This window comes from Ruegeria sp. ANG-R (assembly GCF_000813985.1).
Taxonomy (GTDB): Bacteria; Pseudomonadota; Alphaproteobacteria; order Rhodobacterales; family Rhodobacteraceae; genus Ruegeria.
This window is the reverse complement of record NZ_JWLJ01000003.1, coordinates 73,173-93,292: the sequence shown is the minus strand read 5'-3', so window position 1 is coordinate 93,292 and position 20,120 is coordinate 73,173. Positions and strand designations below refer to the sequence as shown.

At 58.1% G+C, this 20,120-nt stretch carries 13 protein-coding genes; 4 read left to right on the top strand and 9 right to left on the bottom strand.

What is annotated here, in order from left to right; genetic code table 11:
• Positions 1-61 precede the first annotated feature (61 nt).
• Genes RA27_RS10845 through RA27_RS10825 form a run of 5 tightly spaced genes read right to left on the bottom strand, consistent with a single transcriptional unit; the run spans position 62 to position 9,388 of the window.
• Entirely contained in the window at positions 62-1,741 is a 1,680-nt protein-coding gene (locus RA27_RS10845; protein WP_039538440.1) for a thiamine pyrophosphate-binding protein, read from the bottom strand.
• A gap of 3 nt (positions 1,742-1,744) precedes the next feature.
• The gene (locus RA27_RS10840) at positions 1,745-4,156 is read right to left on the bottom strand and encodes an FAD-dependent oxidoreductase (protein WP_039538437.1); all 2,412 of its coding nucleotides are present in this window, start codon (positions 4,154-4,156) and stop codon (positions 1,745-1,747) included.
• Positions 4,156-6,555 carry an FAD-dependent oxidoreductase gene (locus tag RA27_RS10835; protein ID WP_052265261.1) on the bottom strand — a complete coding sequence of 800 codons (2,400 nt, stop codon included), beginning with the start codon at positions 6,553-6,555 and terminating at the stop codon, positions 4,156-4,158. Before RA27_RS10835 ends, RA27_RS10840 begins: the two co-directional genes overlap by 1 nt.
• Positions 6,552-7,847, bottom strand: coding sequence for an aminotransferase class III-fold pyridoxal phosphate-dependent enzyme (locus RA27_RS10830; RefSeq protein ID WP_241484050.1), 1,296 nt, complete (start codon positions 7,845-7,847; stop codon positions 6,552-6,554). The genes RA27_RS10835 and RA27_RS10830 overlap by 4 nt, the downstream gene beginning before the upstream one ends.
• A complete protein-coding gene (locus RA27_RS10825) occupies positions 7,847-9,388 on the bottom strand; it encodes a trimethylamine methyltransferase family protein (protein ID WP_039538432.1) in 1,542 nt (513 codons plus the stop codon). The genes RA27_RS10830 and RA27_RS10825 overlap by 1 nt, the downstream gene beginning before the upstream one ends.
• Positions 9,389-9,497: 109 nt before the next feature.
• On the opposite strand from RA27_RS10825, the gene RA27_RS10820 reads away from it, so the two are divergent.
• Positions 9,498-10,364, top strand: coding sequence for a LysR family transcriptional regulator (locus RA27_RS10820; RefSeq protein ID WP_039538429.1), 867 nt, complete (start codon positions 9,498-9,500; stop codon positions 10,362-10,364).
• On the opposite strand, the gene RA27_RS24895 is transcribed toward RA27_RS10820, so the two are convergent.
• From RA27_RS24895 to RA27_RS10795, 4 genes are all read right to left on the bottom strand, one after another.
• Positions 10,351-10,929, bottom strand: a complete 579-nt coding sequence (locus tag RA27_RS24895) for a hypothetical protein (protein WP_052265260.1) — start codon at positions 10,927-10,929, stop codon at positions 10,351-10,353. The two genes, RA27_RS10820 and RA27_RS24895, sit on opposite strands and share 14 nt — an antisense overlap.
• Before the next feature lie 785 nt (positions 10,930-11,714).
• Positions 11,715-12,683 carry an adenylate/guanylate cyclase domain-containing protein gene (locus tag RA27_RS23155; RefSeq protein WP_241484059.1) on the bottom strand — a complete coding sequence of 323 codons (969 nt, stop codon included), beginning with the start codon at positions 12,681-12,683 and terminating at the stop codon, positions 11,715-11,717.
• A 964-nt stretch (positions 12,684-13,647) separates the two neighbouring features.
• Positions 13,648-15,015 (bottom strand): sensor histidine kinase, encoded by a 1,368-nt coding sequence (locus RA27_RS10800; RefSeq protein WP_241484049.1) that lies wholly within the window; start codon positions 15,013-15,015, stop codon positions 13,648-13,650.
• Positions 15,012-15,680, bottom strand: coding sequence for a response regulator transcription factor (locus RA27_RS10795; protein WP_039538423.1), 669 nt, complete (start codon positions 15,678-15,680; stop codon positions 15,012-15,014). The genes RA27_RS10800 and RA27_RS10795 overlap by 4 nt, the downstream gene beginning before the upstream one ends.
• Positions 15,681-15,819: 139 nt before the next feature.
• Between RA27_RS10795 and RA27_RS10790 the strand changes: the two genes are divergently transcribed.
• From RA27_RS10790 to RA27_RS10780, 3 genes are all read left to right on the top strand, one after another.
• On the top strand, positions 15,820-16,908 hold the full coding sequence (locus RA27_RS10790; RefSeq protein ID WP_039538420.1) for a tricarboxylate transporter: 1,089 nt from the start codon (positions 15,820-15,822) through the stop codon (positions 16,906-16,908).
• Positions 16,909-16,984: 76 nt separating this feature from the next.
• Entirely contained in the window at positions 16,985-19,015 is a 2,031-nt protein-coding gene (locus tag RA27_RS10785) for a tripartite tricarboxylate transporter permease (RefSeq protein WP_039538417.1), read from the top strand.
• A gap of 10 nt (positions 19,016-19,025) precedes the next feature.
• On the top strand, positions 19,026-20,114 hold the full coding sequence (locus RA27_RS10780; RefSeq protein WP_039538415.1) for a 4-oxalomesaconate tautomerase: 1,089 nt from the start codon (positions 19,026-19,028) through the stop codon (positions 20,112-20,114).
• Positions 20,115-20,120 lie beyond the last annotated feature (6 nt).

Genomic DNA, 20,120 nt, shown 5'->3' with positions numbered 1-20,120 from the left:
CTGCATGGGCGGCGCAAAAAGGCCGCGTTTCCGGCGCCAATGATGATGGTATCCCAAATGCTCATGCCTGTGCCTCTTTCTGCGGCGCGTTGAACAGGTCCTTGCGCAGCGTCATCAGCGCACCCGGGTCGATCTTGGCTTGGATAACCGTGGTTTCGCCCGACGCGATCGCCTCTTGCAGGGCGGGGCCCATATCGCCGGGACCGTCAACCCAGATGCCTTTGCCACCGCAGAGTTCAGCGAATTTGTCAAAGCGTGGGCTCTCAATTTCCGCGCCCAATAGACGACCGCCGTAAAACTCCTGCTGATAGGCTTTCTCGGCGCCCCATGCCTCATTGTCGAGCACCACGATGGCAATTGGAAGCTTGTGCGAAATTGCGGTCTGGATTTCGATCATAGTGTAACCCACAGCCCCGTCGCCCATGATCGCAACAACTGGTCGCTCAGGGGCCGCAGCTTTGGCACCGATCGCTGCGGCAAGGCCAAAGCCGACAAGACCGAAATCCAATGGCGTGATCAGCGATAATGGTTCGTAATGGGCAAGTCGATCCGCGGCCTGAAGGCAGGTGTTACCGGTGTCGAGCGTAACGATGGCGTCCTTGGGCAAGGCATGGCGTAGCTCTGCCAAAGCACGGCGGGGGTGCATGGGCAGCGTTTCGATCTTGGCCTCTTCGTCCCGTTCAGCCCACAGGCTATCCATGTCCGCCTTGAAACTTTCGCGCCACGCGTCGCAATTTGGTTTGCGGCCTACCTCGGTCAGCGCTTCCGCAGTCAGACGCGCGTCGCCCTGGGCCGCGATTTCAGCCGGGAAGTATCGACCGACGGCCGAGCCTTCGACATCAACATGTGCGATGCGGGTATCTGCTCCAACATAATCGTTGGAATGGAAGGTTGAGTTGAAGCCAAGCCGCGCGCCCAGCACGACCATCACATCTGCTTCTTTCGTCAGGCGGCTGGCCACGCGGTTGCCGCGCGGTCCGGCTTGTCCGGCAAACCAGGGATGGCCGTGGAGCATCACATCCGCATGGCCGGTCGAGGCTACCACGGGCACTTCGAGTGTTTCTGCCAGCGCGGTCAGCGCATCGCGACCTGCGCCCCATTTGAAACCACCTCCGGCAAAGATTACCGGGCGTTCCGCCCCGGCCAGCAACGCGGCAATGGCGCTGATGTCAGCAGGCGCGGCAGGCCCCGGGCGCGCAACCCGTAGTGGAATGGGATCAAAGACGGGGATTTCTTCTGCAAAGAGATCACGCGGGACGTGCAGCACAACGGGGCCTCGACGACCTGTGTTGGCCAAACGAAGGGCATCTTCAAGCATCGGGACCAGCCGCGAAGGATCTGTTACCATCACCGAGCGTTTGCAGATCGGCGCAAACAGGGCGACCTGATCGATCTCCTGAAACGTATCCTTGCATTGATCCGCGCGGGTGATCGCGCCCGCGATGACAACCATCGGCGAATAGGCCAGATAGGCCTCGGCCACTGCGGTCACGATGTTGACAACGCCCGGTCCCGCCTGCGCGCCCAGCACCACGCCCGGCTTACCGGTCATACGCGCCCAGGCATCGGCCATATGCCCCGCTGCACGTTCATCGCGCGCACCGACATAGGCGATCTCGCCGCCCTGATACATCGCGTCGTAAAGCTCGAGCATCGATCCGCCCAATAGGCCGAACACAGTGTCTATCCCGTTGGCCTTCAAAACGCGATAGACGGCCTCGCCGCCGGATATATATGTCATCTCTCAGTCCTCAGCTCGCGGGCGCACGTTGTTGGCATCAAACAGCGGGGCGTCATGTATCGTCACCGGATAGGCTTCATTCAAAATCTGGACCGTGAGATTTGCACGCGGTGTTCCCTTCTTCACAAAGAGCCACCCGAGCGATTTTCCCACTGTATAGCCATAGCCGCCGGAGGTTGTCAGACCAACGACCCGGTTACCCAACAAAACCGGCTCGCCGCCATGAATATCGACACCATCGGCATGAAGTTCTGCATAGAAAAGCTCCCATTGCGGATCACACGCCAACGCCGCGTCCTTGCCGATGAAATCACGATCCTTGGTCACGACGAACCGCTCCAGTCCCACATCCAGCGGCCCGACATCCGTCGTCAGTTCACCGCTGGCGCGATAGGCTTTTTCCATCCGCATTCCGTTAAAGGCATAGGAGCCCAGATCGGTCAGTCCAAACTTGGAACCTGCCTCGAACAGAGCATCATAGATCTGGGCAATGCGATCCAGCGGGGCGTGAAGTTCCCAACCCAGTTCGCCCACAAATGAGACCCGCAACGCATAGCATGGCACATCGGCGACGCTGATTTCCTGCCCTGAGAGCCACGGGAAGGCGGCATTAGAGAGATCGGCATCGGTCATTTGGGACAAAATACGCCGTGACGCCGGACCAGACATCGCCAGCATTCCCCAATCGGCGCTGCGATTGATCATCTGCACGTCTTCACCAGGCTGAATATGGTTTTTGATCCAATCGAAATCAGGATTGGCACGGGCAATGGGAGAGCCGGTGAAATAGCGATCCTTGTTGATGCGCCAGATGGTTATCTCGGTCTCGAAATGACCCTGCTCCGTCAGCAAGTGATTGAGGCTCATCTGCCCGTCTTGTCGCGGGATACGATTGGCAGACAGGCGATCCAGCAGTTTGCCCGCATCCGTGCCGGTGATCTCGAACTGGGCGAATGCGCAAAGGTCGATCACACCGGCGGCTTGTCGGGTGGCCTTTGCCTCGGCCATTGCGTTTTCATGCCATGGTTGCTGGCCCCAGCCGATTTGCTCAACCTCTCCAACTTTCCCAAAGTATCTGGGGCGCTCCCAACCAGAGATCTCACTAAACACGGCGCCTTTGGAAGCGAGCCGTTCATAAAGCGGATGCCGGTTCAGCGGGCGCAGGCTGTGAAATTGTTTTCCGGGGCACGGCGTGTCATGGCGGCGCATAAATTCGTCTTTGGTGCGTTCAACGATGTAATGATCCGATGCGAAATCACCGTAACGGCGGGGATCAAGGCTGCGTGTGTTGATCGAGGTTTCACCATGCACCATCCAATCGGCCAGCACCTTGCCAGCACCGCCGCCCCACGCAAGACCAATAGAGGAACCGCACGACAGCCAGACATTGGGCGCCCCTGACGGACCAACCAGCATACCGCCATCCGGCGTATGGGTGATCGCGCCGCGCACTGTGCGTTTGATCCCAAGCTCGGCCAGGATCGGCATCTTTTCGAAAGCGACCATCAGGAAATCGCCGATCGAGTCGTAATCGGCCTCGAACAGCTCGTTCTCGGCGGCCCATGGCGCGCCTTCAGGCATTTCCCAAACCGTCGGGCACACGTGGCCCTCATAGATGCCAATCAAACCGGATTTCTGTTCCTGCCGGATATAGCCACCGTAGGAATTGTCGCGCATCACCGGCAATTCCGGGCGGCCTTGGAATTCGGGAACCGTGTCGGTGACAAGGTAGTGATGAAGGCACGAGACCGAGGGGATCTTGAGCCCAAACCACTCACCGACCTGATTGGCGTAGGACCCGGCGGCGATCACGATATGCTCGGCCAACACGTCGCCCTTTTGGGTTTTGAGCAGCCACATATCGCCTTTGCGACTGGCACCAAGAACCTGATTGTGCCGCTCGATCCTGGCACCGCGTGCGCGGCTGGCTGCGGCCAATGCCATGGTCACGCCAGACGGGTCGATATGCCCGTCCTCATAGGTGCGCACCGCGGCTTTGATGTTATCCACCTTGTAAAACGGGTTGCCTTTCGCGACTTCATCCGGTCCAACCAAATCCATCGGTAGATCCAGCAATCTGCCGACGCCCATGATCGATTTCATCCAGTCGACTTCATCGTCGGTTGTGGCAACGCGAAACCCGCCGACCTCATGCCAGCCGATGGATTGCCCGGTTTCCTGCTCGACCCGTTTGTAGGTCTCGATCGAGGTCTTGTTGATCCAGCCTGCAACACGGCTGCCTACGGCATGGGCGATTTGCCCCGCTGCGTGCCAAGTGGACCCGCTGGTCAGTTCGGCCTTTTCAAACAGGATCGTGTCGGTCCAGCCGTTTTCAGCGAGTTGGAACTGGGCGGCAACGCCCATGATGCCGCCGCCAATGATCGCAACGCGGGTGGTGCGTGTGGTCTGCGACATCAAAACGCCTCCTTGGCGGGTTTGAGCGAACATTTTGCGGCATAGCGCGTACAGGCGATTTCCACCTCGAACCCCGTCATAACGTCTTGTCCCGCAATCAAGTCCAGCGGCGCGGTGATCATCGCCAGCGCAGCAGAGCGGCCAAAGCGATAGCTCCACGCAGCCGAGGTAATCTGTCCCACGACACGGCCATCATAGTAGATCGGTTCATCATGGATCGGGATCGCATTCGGGTCATCGAACAGAAGCGAAACGATCTGACGCTTGGGTGGACCCGCTTTAGCCAATGCCTCCTCACCCACGAAGCGGGTGCCAAACGCACAGAACGCACCCAACCCGGCCTCCAGCGGGGAGGTGCCCGGTGTCAACTCATGGCCAAAGGCCCGAAATCCGCTTTCGATCCGCAAACTACCGCTGGCAAAGAGGCCTGCATGAGAAGCGCCTGCCGCGACAAGAGCCTCATGCGCGGCCATGGCCATGTCAGCGGCAACATAAAGTTCGTACCCGCTTTCTCCAGTAAAGCTCAGGCGACCGGCCCAACCGCGCGCCAGCCCGATCTCGACCGGCGCAAAACCAAAGCGTTTAAGCTCAGGTACTGGCGCATTGCTGGTGGCCTGCAACACGTCTCGCGCTTTGCCCCCGACAAGACCAATCACGGCATAGCCGCTTGTCACATCTGTAAACTCGACACGGAAGTCACTCTTGGTATCGCGCATACGTTTCATGACTCGCACAACCTCGCCCGCACCTAGGATCATCAGATAGGTTTCCGGGCCATGGCGCTGCACTGTCAGATCGCTTTCAACACCGCCGCGCGCATTCAGGATTTGGGTATAGGCGATGCGCCCTTCGGCGATGTCCATCTGCGCGGCACATAGCCGGTTGAGAAAGGCGCAGGCGTCCGGCCCCTGTACCACGACCTTGCCAAAGGCGGATTGATCCAGAATAGCCGCGCCATTTCGGCAGGCGTCAACTTCACGCGCCACCTGATCGCGCCATTTCGGCGCGGCGAAGGTGAGCGGCAAATGCGCTGCGTCTCCACCGAAATGCAGGGCGCGCTCCCAGCCGCCACGCGCCTCAAAAAACGCGCCCGCAGCGACCAACCCCTCGTGAATGGGCGAGCGGCGCTGACCGCGTGCCGTGTCCATTGATCGGCCCGGATAGGGGTTGTCATAGTGCCGGCCTAGCACCTCAGGAATACGGGCTTCCAGCGCCCCCAGCACGTTCATTTCAGGGCTGAAACGGCGGATATCGGCCTCATTCAGCTCCATCGTCGGTTCACCCGCAATGATCCATTCTGCCATCGCCTTGCCCGCACCGCCAGCCAATGCGATCCCGGTCGAGTTCATGCCCCCCATCAGGAAGAGACCCGGCACCTCAGGGCTTTCCCCCAGCATGAACTGGCTGTCGAGTGTAAAGCTTTCCGGGCCGTTCAGCAGCATCCGCACCTCGGCGGTTTCCAGAGCGGGAATGCGGCGCAGCGCATTCTCCATCATCGGCATGAAATGGTCCCAATCCTCATCCAGCAAATCGAATGAAAAATCCGCTGGCAGATCGCGCGTGGAAATGCCCTTGGCTTGGGGCTCAAACGAGCCAACCAACAAGCCCTCAACATCGTCGCGGGCGTAAAGATAGGCGTCTTGATCGTTCAGAGTTGGCAAATGCACGCCCTTGCCAAGCGCCTGCACCTCGGCCAGTGGTTTCGTCAGGATATAGAAATGCTCGCAGGCATAAAGCGGCATATGCGCGCCAGCCATTTCGGCCACTTCGCGCGACCAGAGACCGCTGGCAATCACGACCTCTTCGGCTTCGATCACGTGCTCACCGATTTCAACGCCCGAGATGCGATCACCTTTCTTTTGCAATCCGGTCACACGGGTGTCTTCGAAGAATTTCACGCCGCGCGCTTTGGCTCCTTTGGACAGCGCAAGCGCCACGTCCGAAGGGTTCACCCGCCCATCGGCAGGCGACCAGACGGCTCCGATTACGTCGTCCACCTCGATCAGCGGCCAAAGCTCCTTGGCGCGGTCGGCATCGACCACCTCAGCCTCTAGCCCAAAGGCGCGGCCAAGCGACACCTGCCGTTTGATATTGGTCAGCCTGTCCTCATTGGTGGCTAGGGTCAGCGATCCCGTCTGGGTCCAGCCGGTGGCCTGGCCGGTCTCGCGTTCCAGTTCGCCATAAAGATCAATCGAGTAGTTGATCAGTTTCGTCAACGTAGCGGACGGGCGTAGGCGGCGCACCAGACCGGCGGCGTGCCATGTGGTGCCTGACGTCAGTTTCGAACGCTCTAGCACCACGATATCTTTGCGCCCTTCGCGGGCCAGATGATAGGCGATGGAGCAACCGATGACGCCACCGCCGATGATGACCGTGCGAGCAGTTGAGGGAAGGGTCATTGCAATACTCCGTCCCCGGTGAGCACGGCCAGGGTGTCATCGAAAATGCTCACTGCCTCGTCGATCAGTGCAGGCGTGTGGGGCAGACCCGTGACGCACGAGGTGAAGGACATGAAATCAACGCCCCGGTCGAGCAGCCCATCACGCAATGCCTTGATCAGAGCGGGTGGTGTGCGACGGATCGTTGCTGCATCAAGGCCCTCGATGGATCGCCGACCAAAATACAGATGGCAGGTTGAGCTGTCGCCGTAGGCCAGCGCCTGCACATCGTTGCGCGCGAAAGCGGCGTTGAAGCCATTGCGCAGTCGGGCAGCCATGGCATCGGCGTGGCGCTGCACATCACCGGTCGAGAGGATCTCCATCGCCTTTACCGCACCTGCCGCCACCATCGGCGCCGCATTGAACGTACCCTTGTGGCTAACTGGCGGCGCAAGTCCATCTCGCGAATTTGCAGGGCTGAGCAGCTCCATGATTTCGGCCTTGCCGCACACCGCGCCACCAGGGAGCCCACCGGTCACGACTTTGGCCAGTGTGGTGAGATCAGGGACCACATTATCACGCGCCTGACGGCCGCCAGGTGACCAGCGCAGGCCCGTAATCACTTCGTCGAAAATCAGCACATGGCCGGTGTCGTTGGTCAGCGCCCTGATCGCAGGCAAAAACCCCTTGGGCAGCGGGACAGAGCCGTAGTTCGCGCCCGAAGCTTCGACAAAGATCGTTCCAATTCCGGGGTCACGCTCCAGTATCTCAGCAATTGAATTGATATTGGGCGGTGCCACTACGACCAAGTCGCTGATCACTTGAGGGATTCCGAGCGATGGCGGTGTATTCGCATCAGGTTTTGAACCTTTGAGCAACATGTCATGCCAGCCATGGAAATGCCCATCGATACGCAGCACCTTGTCGCGGCCAGAATGGGCGCGACCAAGGCGCAAAGCCAGCATCGTGGCTTCAGTGCCGGAACCGGTAAAACGCACACACTCAGCCGAGGGGAACAAGCGGCACAGCCATTCGGCCCACTCGACCTCCAGGGGATGACAGTCGCCGGTATAAGGCATTTCGGTCATTTGGCGGGAAACAGCCTCGGCTATGTCTGGGTGTGCATAACCGAGGATCTGGCTGGCAGCACCTAGTTTGAAGTCGATATATCGCTTGCCCTCGACGTCCCACTTCTCGGCGCCCGATGCGCGAATAAAATAGGATGGATGTGGGGTTCTGTAGCGCAGTTCGTGACTAACACCACCAGGCATGACGGCGCGTGCACGCTTGGCGAAATCGACATTATTTGGCATCATCTGCGCCCTAGCTGGCTACGTGTCAGACGAATATCGAACCTCTCTCTGAGTGCATGATCGACATCGTCGGACAGGTGGATCGGAAAGTGCTCTCTCAGGATTTCGCGCGTCTTTTCACGCGCAATATCGCCAATCCGTTGCGCGCCATCATCCTGCCATTCCCGGGGTGCGCGTCGGTCGCCGATCACGGGATAGTAGTAGTCTGACTTCATACGGCTGAACGTATGCTGCTCACCCAAATAGTGCCCTTCACCCCGGCAGACTTCTGCGATGACATCTGCGGCGATATTCTCAGGCGTTGCCTCGATGCCGCGTACAGTGCGCAGGATGTTACCCAATAGGTCGTTGTCGCTGACATAGGCCGCATGGCTCACGCCCAATAGGCTCGACATCATACCGGCGGCCTGAGTAATGATATTTGACCCGGCGTGTGCCGCCATTGTCACTGCTAGCGATTTCTCTGCCCCGTACTGGGCATCCAATCTCTTTGCATCGGTGATCCCCGCGATCGAGCTTGTCGGCAAATCCCATCGCCGCCCCATCTGCGCCGCACCCGCCATCAGGATGGCCTGCTCGCCTCCGCCGCCGCTCATCGATCCGGTGCGCAGGTCGGCCACAAGGGGTTTAGGGGCAAAGATCGCGCGGACGTCAGGATCGACCAAGCGCGCAAACACCAGACCTGCGAGTGTCTCCGCCACTGCCTGCACCAGAGATCCGGCAATGGTTGCCGGGCTGGTGGCCCCGGCCTGACCGGCGCTGATCAGTTGCACCGGAAACCCGGCCTTGATGGCCAACTCCAGCACCTCACAGGCTTCTTCGGCAAAGCGCATGGGCGGGACTACATGGCACACCATGACCGTCAGGAAAGGCCGTGCGCGAAACACTGCTTCTCCGCCGGCGATTTCATAGCAGAGCTCTGCAATATCGGCGACGTTTTGCGGCTCGGTTACTGAGATCGAAACGTGCTTGGATGTGCCCGCAAGACAGGCATATGCGGTGTTCAGATCCATCAATGCGGTATCTTCGACATCACGCGCCACAACCGGCCGGCTAAAATGGTGGATGTTCTCCATCCGGTCCACGATCCGCGCAGCATCATAGAGGTCCTGCAATGTCGAGTCGCGATACGCATGAGTGTCGAGATCAAACACGCCGGGTGCGGCGCCGCCGGTAGACATATACACGCGGGCGACTTCAATCTTCAGGTCATTTTCCGCACGCTGGCCACACAAGGTGAACCCTCGCCGCGCTCCGTCTATCGCCCACTTCACCAGCGCGCGCGGGAACAACAGCCGACCATCATCCGTCATGGACCCGCCAGCAGCCGTGACTTTTTCGATCATCGAGGGAATAGCCTGACTGAGCCCCAGGTCTTCAAGAAGCTTGTATGCGGCTTCCTCAACCATACTCTCTTCATCAGGCGAGAGCGGTTTGAGACGCCCCCCAACTACCCCCGGCCAGACCGGTGGCTTCGGGTCAGAATCCGAGACCTGCTTTAGGCGGTCTTTGCGGCCGCGCCGACGGTTTTCCTTGGTCATCGATTCATGAGCTTAGGTTTATACAATTCTATCATGCACCGGAAATAGCGCAGTTTACAAAAGCAACGTTCTCAGCAATGAATGAGAAAAACTCATCATTTGGATTCCCGTGACAGCTTCTCTTGCAGCTTTACGTGCCTTTGACGCCGCCGCCCGAAACGGTAGTTTTCGAGCAGCTGCGGCGGACCTCACCGTGACCCCGACAGCGATCAGTCATCATATTCGTGGGTTGGAGGACCAGCTTGGTGTCAAGCTTTTCAGGCGCGAAGGGCGAGACGTCGTCCTGACAGACGAAGGCAGGCGTTTGGCCGATGCGACCATTCAAGCCTTTGGCCTTTTGGACACTGCGATTGGGTCCCTGCGTCGAAACGCACGCAAAGCGGTTCGAGTTTCGGCGGGACCGATCTTTACCGCGCGCTGGCTTATGCCGAGGCTTAGTGATTTTTGGGGAGCCCATCGTGAGATCGAATTGGAAGTCGTACCAGCCCTTCATCCCGGCGCGCGGGACCGCGAGAATGTTGATATTGTCATCCGTTGGGATCGCATCGCAGATATGACAGGTGATGCAGTCAAGCTGCTTGAGCTTAGCCCCGTTGCCATAGCATCCGAAGAATTCGTCACCACACGAGGACCTATCGAACATCCCAAGGATCTGTTGACCCTGCCCCTGCTGCATCAAAGAAATCACTGGGGATGGCTCGACTGGTTTGAGGCAATGGGCGTTTCAACAACCGACCCACTCTACGGGCCGATCTTCGAGGACGCAAACGTGCTGCTGCGCGGCGCGGCCGAAGGTCAGGGCGCGATCATTGGCTGGCTTCCACTGATTGACCAGGATCTGGCAGAAAACAGGGTCGTTCGGATTTTTGATGAGCGTATCGCCCCGACCCATGGCTACTTTATCGACGTCCAGCACACCAGCAGGACCCGTTCTGAGGTTCGAGAGGTTGAGGATTGGCTTGTCACACGATCATGATTGACAAATGCGTCAGTAGTTGAGCAAGAGGCCAGCGTGTTTTCATGAAGCTGCCAATCCACAAGTTGTGTCGCGCACTTTTATGAAATGTCCGGTGACTGCGCCGCCCGCCCGGCTTGCCCGGACGCAAAGGCGCATCCGGGTCAGCAGGCGCATCGCCCAGCGCAGACACAGTGCCGGACAAGGTTGCTTTCCTTGAACCGTTCAAATTGCTTATGGAAGGTCTGCCGAACACAGACAGCATTGGCCGGGACGAACAAGTTTCCGTTGCCCATGCTGTCCACGACGCAGTTGACGGTATCCCATCTCCGCCGTTGTAAACGCCGTTACCAGCTTCTTCGACCTCTATCCAACCTTCATGTGTAAACCGAAACCACGTATAGCCGATGTTGATCAGAGTATCGTCACCTGCGCCACCATTCAGTTGATCATATCCGAGCCAACTCTCAAGAATATCATCGCCTTCGCCACCATGCAGGATATCGTCACCGAACCACGCAGTCAGACTGTCGTTGCCCACAGCGCCCAAAGAGCAAGCGTCTGGATGCTTCGCTTGGAAGGCCATCGTTTGAGACGTGCCAAGTTATCGAATTGATGCAACGCACGCTCGACTGTGCGGGCGTCGGCAGGAGTTTCCTGAGATACGCGTTCCAGCCTTTGCTCCGCCGCGTGTGCAGAGCGCATATGCTGCACATTCTGATAGCCTGCGGCGCGCGCGGCCATATTTATGAGGGTAAGGTGAGATGAGCTTGCGTCACCCAACTGATCAGAGAGGGCACGCACAAAAGTCGTCAAGTCGTCCGCTCGAAGCGGCAAGGAAGTCTTCGGCATAGTTCATCCAAGTCAAGCGCCATTAGCTATCATCGGTCGCTGGCTTAATGACGCGGCGCTCATATCAGAGGGAATAGATGCGATGCCGTTGGTCAGGATGGCAGGTTTAGCTCTCCCACAGGAGCAGCGACGCCTCGGTGTCTGCCGACCGTGTAGACACCTATAGCCTACAGCAGCTAGATAGCCAAGCTGGTCGGCCATTCAGCGAATGACGATCTGTCATAAACAAACGACTTTGGCCTCGCTAGATTTTCGGCAACGAATGAAAACCTGTCATTCGTCCAGACCGCAGCATTAAACACGCTGGGCTCACTGCCGCGCAATGACCGTGCAGAATAGCCCTTGGTTCAGGCAGAATGGAACCGGTCATCTATTTATCGAGCCAAACCTTTGATCTTGCGACGCTTCGCTTAACGCTTGATCGTTCATAAATCAGGAGCCGAAGTTCGGGCAGGAGGCGGCTAGATCTGTCACTGAAACCCAAACCGGCTTTCAAGATGTTGAGAATTCTCGGTGCGGTCAGGATCGCCAATCTAGGCTGTGCAATACACTTCTTTCGGGCTGACCCTGCAGGTCGTAGCTGCCCAAAGTTTCAAACCGCAATTCTGGATCGTCCCCAACCAACCAGCGAGTGACATCCGATACGAAGATTTCACCACGGTCTGCTTCTGCAGCAATGCGCGCCGCGACATTCACCACAGTACCAAAGAAATCTTCGCTTGCTTGCACGACATCGCCAGCATGAATCCCAATTCGTGCCGCCAGTCTCGGCTCTTCACTTTCCTGCGCTAGAGTTTGTTGTATCTCAGCAGCCGCCGACAGCGCCGACCGGGCAGACGAAAAAGACGACATCGTTCCGTCTCCTAGCGATTTGACGAACTGACCTCCGCTCGATTCAATAATTTGCCTGAGCTTCTTGAAATGCGAATTAACTTTGGCAGACCAAGCGCGGTCGCCAAGTGTATTCGCCAAAACTGAGGAAGCCACCACGTCAGTGAACATGATCGAAGCGAGGCCTTCAGTTTGTTCAATCGATGTGCCATGGCGCGCCGCTTCCGCCAACTCGGCAATTCCTGTTTGTTCCTTTCCCATCATCTCTTGATTTGCCATCGGCACCGAACCATGGCGATGGATAATTCTCCAACTGCCGTCCTCAAGGTAAAAAATCAGAGTATCCCTAATCTCGACAGGCCTATCTGCGCGACCCGCCCACGTAACTTTGTGAATGAACAGAGACCATCCGATATCACCATCTTCAAATGCTTCAGCGAAGCTTTCCTCATAATGAAGGACATCGGGCGTTTCCTGAAAAAACTCCGCCGCTGCCTCTCGGACGTCATCCCCGCTCCAGTTCTCACCAGGTGCCGTTCCCAGCAGCCGTAGGAAATCGCTATCCGATAAGAAATTGCGCGGCGTGTACTGACCACCTTCGAGATTAGTTTTGAACCAGCGGCGTGAAACAGCCAGCAATTCTGAAGAAGGCGTCACCAAAAAAATTCGTCCCAATAGCGCTGCGGAGCAAAAGAATTAGCGTCAGTCTGTCTTAAGTCTACAAATTTCAGGTGGATGGTAAAGGTATTCGTCAGCTGGCTTTGTCCCACGACCACCAGTTCACCTGACTAGCAAATTTGCTGGCGCAGCTAATGTCGGCTAAGCCCGCTCCTCGATGGTTGATTCTGTTCGCGGCGAAAGAGCGGTTTGAATCTCATCCCTCGAAGTGGCTTTCAATGACCGCTTTGGCGGCATCGGCTGCAATGCAGCGACAAGTGTGCGGCACCTACGAACAGATGCTGCGCCAGCAAACACAGGGAACGGCAACGGCGGTAATGTCCGCTTTTCAGTCGCCTGAACCAGCTGCAGCGATGCGTTCGCAGCGAATGTCAGCAAAGCAGGCTGCGAATGCAGCATTGGCGGCCCACGTCCAAGGTCGGCTTAGGGCCGTTTAGACACAGTCCGAGAGGTGGACGGATAGGCAATCAGCCAAAGCGGCCGTTCGTGCACACCGCTGCATTGTGCACTTGTGGGCTCGTAGCGGACATCCGAAGTCAACAATAGGGAGCCAACGGCGGCTATGCGGACAAAAGGACCAAATTGATACTTGGCTCAGAGGGCTGAAACGACCGGGAAAGCGGTCATTCGTCATAACACGTCACATTGTCGACATCTGATCGAACACGCAGTCCTAGCGTCAAAGCTGAACGTTAGTTGCTCTCAGCTTTTGCAGGTGAGGTTGTTTTTAGCACCGAGCCTTTCGGGGGCATCGATGACTTGTTTAACTCATGAGTTGCGCATTGCGTAGCTAAGTTGTGAAGCGAACGACGTCTTCCTGTCTATTGAGGCGGTAAAACAGTGTGGCTTTTTGCACGAAGGCGGAAACCGGTCATTCACTGAAATCGCAAAAACTCTCTTTGATTGTGACAGGTTTCGGGTTCCGAGCAGAAATAGAAACAAACTACAGGGCTATGGGAAGCTCAAGCGTAATGCTCGCCCCTTTTTCGACTTGGTTGATTGCGACCACTCCTCCGTGACGCTTCGCCACAACTGAGACAATCGACAACCCTAAACCGCTACCTTCGGAATATTCCAGCTGCGAAAATCGACTGAAAACGGCTTCGCTTTGGTCGGGTGAAAGGCCGGTTCCGTCATCAGATACGGTTAGTTTGACGTTCCCCGCGTCACAACGCAGTACAACTGATATTTGATTCAGTTTAGCGCCGCCGTGCTTAAGCGCATTGTCCAGCAGGTTTTTGATAGCCTCTGCCAAAAAGACCCGATCTCCCGAGACCAAGATTGTTGATTCTGGCATTGTGACTTCAAAATCGATCCCTTTTGTGAGGATATGAACGCCCATGTCAGCGCAGGCCTCTTCTACAACCGCACGGAAATCAATCTTGTCCATCTGATCCTGATGCGTAGGCTGCCGCAACCGCTCCAACGACAATAGCTGCTCGGCCACCGTGGCCGAGTTTTTTGCTGCCGCCACCAGCTCGATAATCCGTTTGTCCTTGTCTTCATCCGTTTTTGCATCCCGCAGCGCCTCGGCCATGGACTGGACTGCCGCCGCCGGATTTCGCAACTGATGTGCAGCTTCTGAGATAAACACCTGATGGGCATTGATACTGTGCTCGACCTGCGCAAACAGCCGGTTCAGAGTTTGAACAATGCCATGAACCTCGACCGGGACCGGGCGCTTGATCTGGCTCAGGTCGTCGGGTGAGCGTAGGTCGATCGCATCCTGCAAATCCAACAAGGGGCGCAACCCGCGTGCGACCCCGAACCACACGACAACAGCAAGGGTGGCCAGCAGGATACCCATCAGGATCGCGGCGCGGATCGACAGTTCGTTGGCGAAGGCGTTGCGATCCGCAACACGTTGCCAAGCTGTTACTGTCGCATCGCCCACCAGGTTATCAAGTGTGACGCGCTCGGTCATTTTCAGTACGCGCACCGGCTCATCCCGATAGATCGCCTCGAAAAACCTCGGCTGGTACGCGTCTTGCTCAGACGGGTTTGCAGCGGCCGGAGGGTATGCATACCCTGTGACGTAGATGCCACCGGGTCCGGTCACGTGATAAAAAATCTCTCCGCCCGATGCATCGCGGATCAAGCTGCGCGTGGAGGGTGATAGGGCATCACCTTCTGACACTGCCACATCGCGTGAAATGGCCAGACCGGCGGACAACAGGCTGTCATCAAAAAGTTCCTGCGCCGTTTGCTGGGCCACGGTGTAGCGCCAATATCCAAGAAGGATCGCGAGAAGCACCAAGGGCGTCAGGATCAGAATGAAAAGCCTGAGCCTGAGTGAGCCGTGCCGGATCACTTCTGCACCTCAAGCAGATATCCAAGGCCACGGGCGGTCTTGATCCGGATGCCAAGGTTCTGAAGGCGCTTGCGCAGTCGTGACACGTGCGGCTCGACCGCTGAATCGTCGACATCAGCGCCCACGCCGTAGACGTAGTCAGTCAGCTGGCTTTTGGGAACAATCCTGCCGCGTCGTTCCAGCAGGCATTCAAGCACGGCCATTTCCCGGCGCGGCACGTCGAGCACTTGGCCCTTTGCGCTGACCTGCCGGGCGGTGCGGTCGAACTCAAGATCTCCGATGGTCTCGCGCGCGCCGTAATCCAGTTGCTTGCGGCGCGACAGGGCACGGATGCGGGCCTCAAGCTCGTCCATTTCGAAGGGCTTCACCAGGTAGTCGTCGGCGCCCATATCCAGACCCGAAACGCGGTCGCTGGTCTCGCTGCGCGCGGTTAGCAGGATGACAGGCGCGCTGTCGCCCCGGTTGCGCAGAGACCGCAAGATCTCAAGCCCTGACCGACCCGGCAGGTTGATATCCAGAACGATCAGGTCTGCGCCTTCCTGTTCCAGATACAGATCGGCAGCATCGCCATCTGTCAGCACGTCAGCGGCATGGCCTCGATCCCGCAGGCGATAGGCAATGGCGTTGGCGAGGGTCTCGTTATCCTCGACGATGACGATCCGCATTCGGGCTCCTGCAAGTTTCGCGCAAGGTTGGCGCTCCATGATTGCCAGATGGGAGGGGGAATCAACCCCACAGTTCTATTTACAATCACGGTGGCGCGGAGGGCGCCGACGTGGTTGTCTGGTCAACAGGGAGGAACCAATGGCCATTTCCAACTTCACCCGTCGCGCCGTCGTGGGGCTGATCGCCGCCGCCGGACTCGCCGCGCCTGCCGCTGCCGAGGTCGATTTCTCGGGCAAGACCATCGAATGGGTCATTCCGTTCTCAGAAACGGGCGGGTCTGCCAAATGGGCCAATTTCTTCGCCCCGCTTCTGTCCGAGGCTCTGCCGGGTCAGCCGACTGTTGTGGTGAAGTTTATGCCCGGTGCAGGATCGACCAAGGGTGCGAACTGGTTTCAGGAGCAGAGCCACGATGACGGTACGCTGCTGTTTGGCACTTCTGGCTCGACACAGTTCCCCTATCTGCTGAGTGACCCGCGCGTCCGCTATGAATACAATGACTGGATTCCGGTGATGGCGTCGGGCACTGGCGGTGTCGCCTATCTGAACGCCGAAGATGGGGCCAAGTTTGATGGCTCGACCAATGCGCTGAAAGACACCAACTTCATCTACGGCTCGCAGGGCGCGACCCGGCTGGATCTGGTCCCGCTGCTGGCGTGGCAGATGTTGGGTATGAATGTGGAGCCGGTCTTTGGCATCAAAGGCCGTGGTGATGGTCGCCTGATGTTCGAACGTGGCGAAGCCAATATCGACTACCAGACCTCGTCCGGTTATCTGGGCGGCTCGGCTCCGTTGGTCGAAGCCGGTCAGGCGGTTCCGATGATGACATGGGGCGCGCTGGATGCGGATGGCAATATCGTGCGCGATCCGACCTTCCCGGATATCCCCACTTTCAAGGAGGTTTGCGAGGCAACCGATGGTTGCGAAACCAGCGGTGAGGCTTGGGATGCCTGGAAAGCCTTCTTCGTGGCAGGCTTCCCTGTTCAGAAATTGGCGTTCTTGCCCGGGGACACACCACAGGAAGTGGTGGACGCATACACCGCAGCGTTCCAAGCTGTGACCGAGCGTGGTGACTTTGCGGACATTTCGTCCAAGCGCGTTGGTAAGTATCCTGTATTTGTCGGCGAAGGCTCGAAATCTGCTCTGCAGACGGCGACCAATGTGGATGACAGTGCCAAGCAATACGTCCTGAACTGGCTGAGAGAGGCCTACGGCGTCGAGCTGAACTAAGCTGACACGTCGTCGCGCGCCCAACGAAGGGCGCGCGTTTCTCTACATACAAAACAGTTTATGAAAGGCGGCCGCTATGGAGGTTTTCGCCACCGCTCTACCTGCGCTTGGTGACGCGTGGGGTTTGATCCTGCAACCCATCGTTCTGGGGTATCTCATTCTCGGCGTCGTCATGGGGCTGGCTGTGGGCGTCTTTCCGGGGCTTGGCGGTATTGCCGGTCTGTCCCTGCTGTTGCCTTTCATGTTCGGAATGGACCCGATCCTTGGTCTGGCGCTGATGATCGGGATGGTCGCGGTGGTGCCGACCTCGGACACGTTTGCGTCCGTCTTGATGGGCATCCCCGGCAGTTCTGCTTCGCAGGCCACCGTGCTGGACGGCTTTCCGATGGCGAAAAAGGGCGAGGCTGCACGGGCTTTGTCAGCAGCCTTTTCCTCGTCCCTATTCGGAGGGCTCGTCGGCGCGACCTTCCTGACCATGTTCATACTTATCGCGCGCCCCATCGTATTGGCGTTCGGCCTGCCCGAAATGCTCATGATCACAATTCTTGGTCTTTCGATGGTCGCTATTTTGGCAGGGCGTATTCCTCTGAAGGGGGTTGCCGCCGCCGGGCTGGGCTTGATGGTCGGTACCATTGGTGAGGCCGACGCTGGCGGCTCGCTGCGCATGGCGACTTATGACATTCCCTATCTGACTGACGGCCTGAAATTGGTCATCGTCGGGCTGGGTATCTTCGCCGTGCCCGAGATCGTCTCACTGCTACGGCAGGATCGGTCGATTGCCAAAGGGGCATCTCTGGGGGCCGGTTGGCTGGACGGTGTCAAAGACTGGGCGGCCAATATCTGGCTTTCTGTCCGCTGTTCGATCATTGGCGTAATTGTTGGCGTCATACCTGGTCTTGGTGGTTCGGTCGTCGACTGGATCGCCTATGGCCATTCGGTGCAAACAACCAAGGACAAAAGCAACTTCGGCAAAGGCGAAGTGCGCGGGGTCATCGGCCCGGAAAGCTCAAACAACGCCAAGGAGGGCGGCGGTTTGGTGCCGACCCTGCTGTTTGGTATTCCTGGCTCCGGCTCAATGGCGATCTTTATCGGCGCGGTGGCTCTGCTGGGGTCGGGTGATATCGAGGTCGGTCCGAGCATGCTCAAGGACAATCTCGACATCACTTATTCGATCGTCTGGCTGCTGGCGCTGGCCAATGTGGTGGGCACCATCCTGTGTATCGCGGCCTCGGGCGGCATCGCCAAGCTCACGACCATCCGCTTCACCTATCTGGCGCCGTTCCTGTTCATGCTGATCAGCTTTGCGGCCTTCCAGTCCGGCCAGAATTTCGAAGACCTTCTGGCCTTGTTCGTCATCGGCCTGATCGGCATCTTCCTGCGCCGCTTCGACTGGTCGCGCCCGGCCTTCCTGATCGGTTTCGTGCTATCAAACCCTGTCGAGAAGTTTACCAATCAGGCCTTCCAGATCGCCTCATTCCGCTTCCGGAAGAGCTTTGGCGAGGGGATGGAATATGTCTTCAGCCCTATCGTCATCGTCCTGATCGTGATCACCGTGGTCTCAGTCATTCTGGGCATCCGTCAAGCCAAGATGATCATGGCCGAGGGCGATGTTCAGGCGGGTACAAAGCGCGCGCCGCTCATCTTTCTGCTGGTGATCATGGCCTATCTGATCGTCGCTTTGGTCAACGCCAACATGATCCCCGACTACAACATGACCGACAAGATCATCCCGCTGGTGATCGGCAGCGTCTCGCTATTCTGTTGCGTGATCCTTCTGATCCAGATGATGCGACGTCCCGAAGGCGACTCGATCTTTGCGGACAAGGAAATCGCTGGTGAGGACGCCAGCGCACCCCACGGTCTGTGGTCCACTCTGGCGTGGTTCGCCAGTTTGATCGCGGCCACGTGGGTGGTGGGCTTCATCCTCGCCCTGATAGGGTTCCTGATCGCCTTTCTCCGTATCCGCGCCGGGTCCAGCTGGCAGATGACTCTGATCCTGACCGCCTGCGGCATCGGGTTCATGTGCCTGATGGCGGGCGCTCTGAACCGCGATTTCCCGCCGGGTCTGTTGCAGGACATGATCAGCCTGCCCTGGCCGTTGAAGTGAGGGGTTCAAAATGACTCAAACCGCAATCCCTTATATCTTGATGCGTGGCGGCACGTCGAAAGGCCCGTCTTTCCGCCGCTCGGATTTGCCTGAGGATCTGGACGCGCTGGCCGAGGTGCTGATCGCCGCTCTTGGGTCCGGGCAGTCGCTGAACATCGACGGCATCGGCGGCGGCGCGGCGGTGACCACAAAGGTCGCGATGCTTTCGGTCAGCGAGGATGACTGGGCCGATATCGACTATTTCTTCGCGCAGGTCTCGGTTGAGGACAAGCTGGTCGATTTCAAACCCACCTGCGGCAATATCCTGTCTGGCGTTGCACCTGCTGCAATCGAAATGGGGCTGTTCAAGCCGCAGGGCAATGAGACCGAGATCCGCATTCGGGCCGTCAATACAGAGGCTCGGGTGGTGGCCAAAGTAAGTACCCCCGGGGGCGAGTTGACCTATGAGGGCGATGTGGAAATCGCTGGCGTTCCCGGCCATTCCGCGCCTGTTCAACTGAGCTTTATGGGCGTGGTGGGCTCGGCCACCGGAGCGTTCCTGCCCACGGGCAACCTGCACGATACAGTTAAGGGCATTGAACTGACTTGCATGGATGTCGCCATGCCGATGGCCATTGCCCGCGCTGCAGACTTTGGGTTGACGGGCTATGAAAGCGCTGAGGAATTGGACGCTAACCGAGCTTTTTTTGATCAGATGGAGGCTGTTCGGATCGAAGCGGGGCAGCGGATGGGCATGGGGGATGTGTCCAAGTCAGTGACACCCAAATTCGGCCTAATCGCGCCTGCCAGAGAGGGCGGAACGCTTGCGGTGCGGTATTTCATGCCGTGGAAAACCCACCCGACCATGGCCGTCACCGGGGCGCAATGCATGGCGTCTTGCGCTTTAACACCCGGAACCGTTGCGGATGGTTTGCTGGATCGCCCTACGACAAGCCCGGCTGAGGTCGTACTGGAACACGCCTCGGGCAATATCGAGGTGCTGGTGGACTTCACCACCACCGACGGGTTCTCCGTGAACGCGGCGGGCTTAGTGCGGACCGCACGTAAGTTGGCGGACGGGCATGTTTATGTGCCGCAATCTGTTTGGAACGGGAGTTGATCGGGT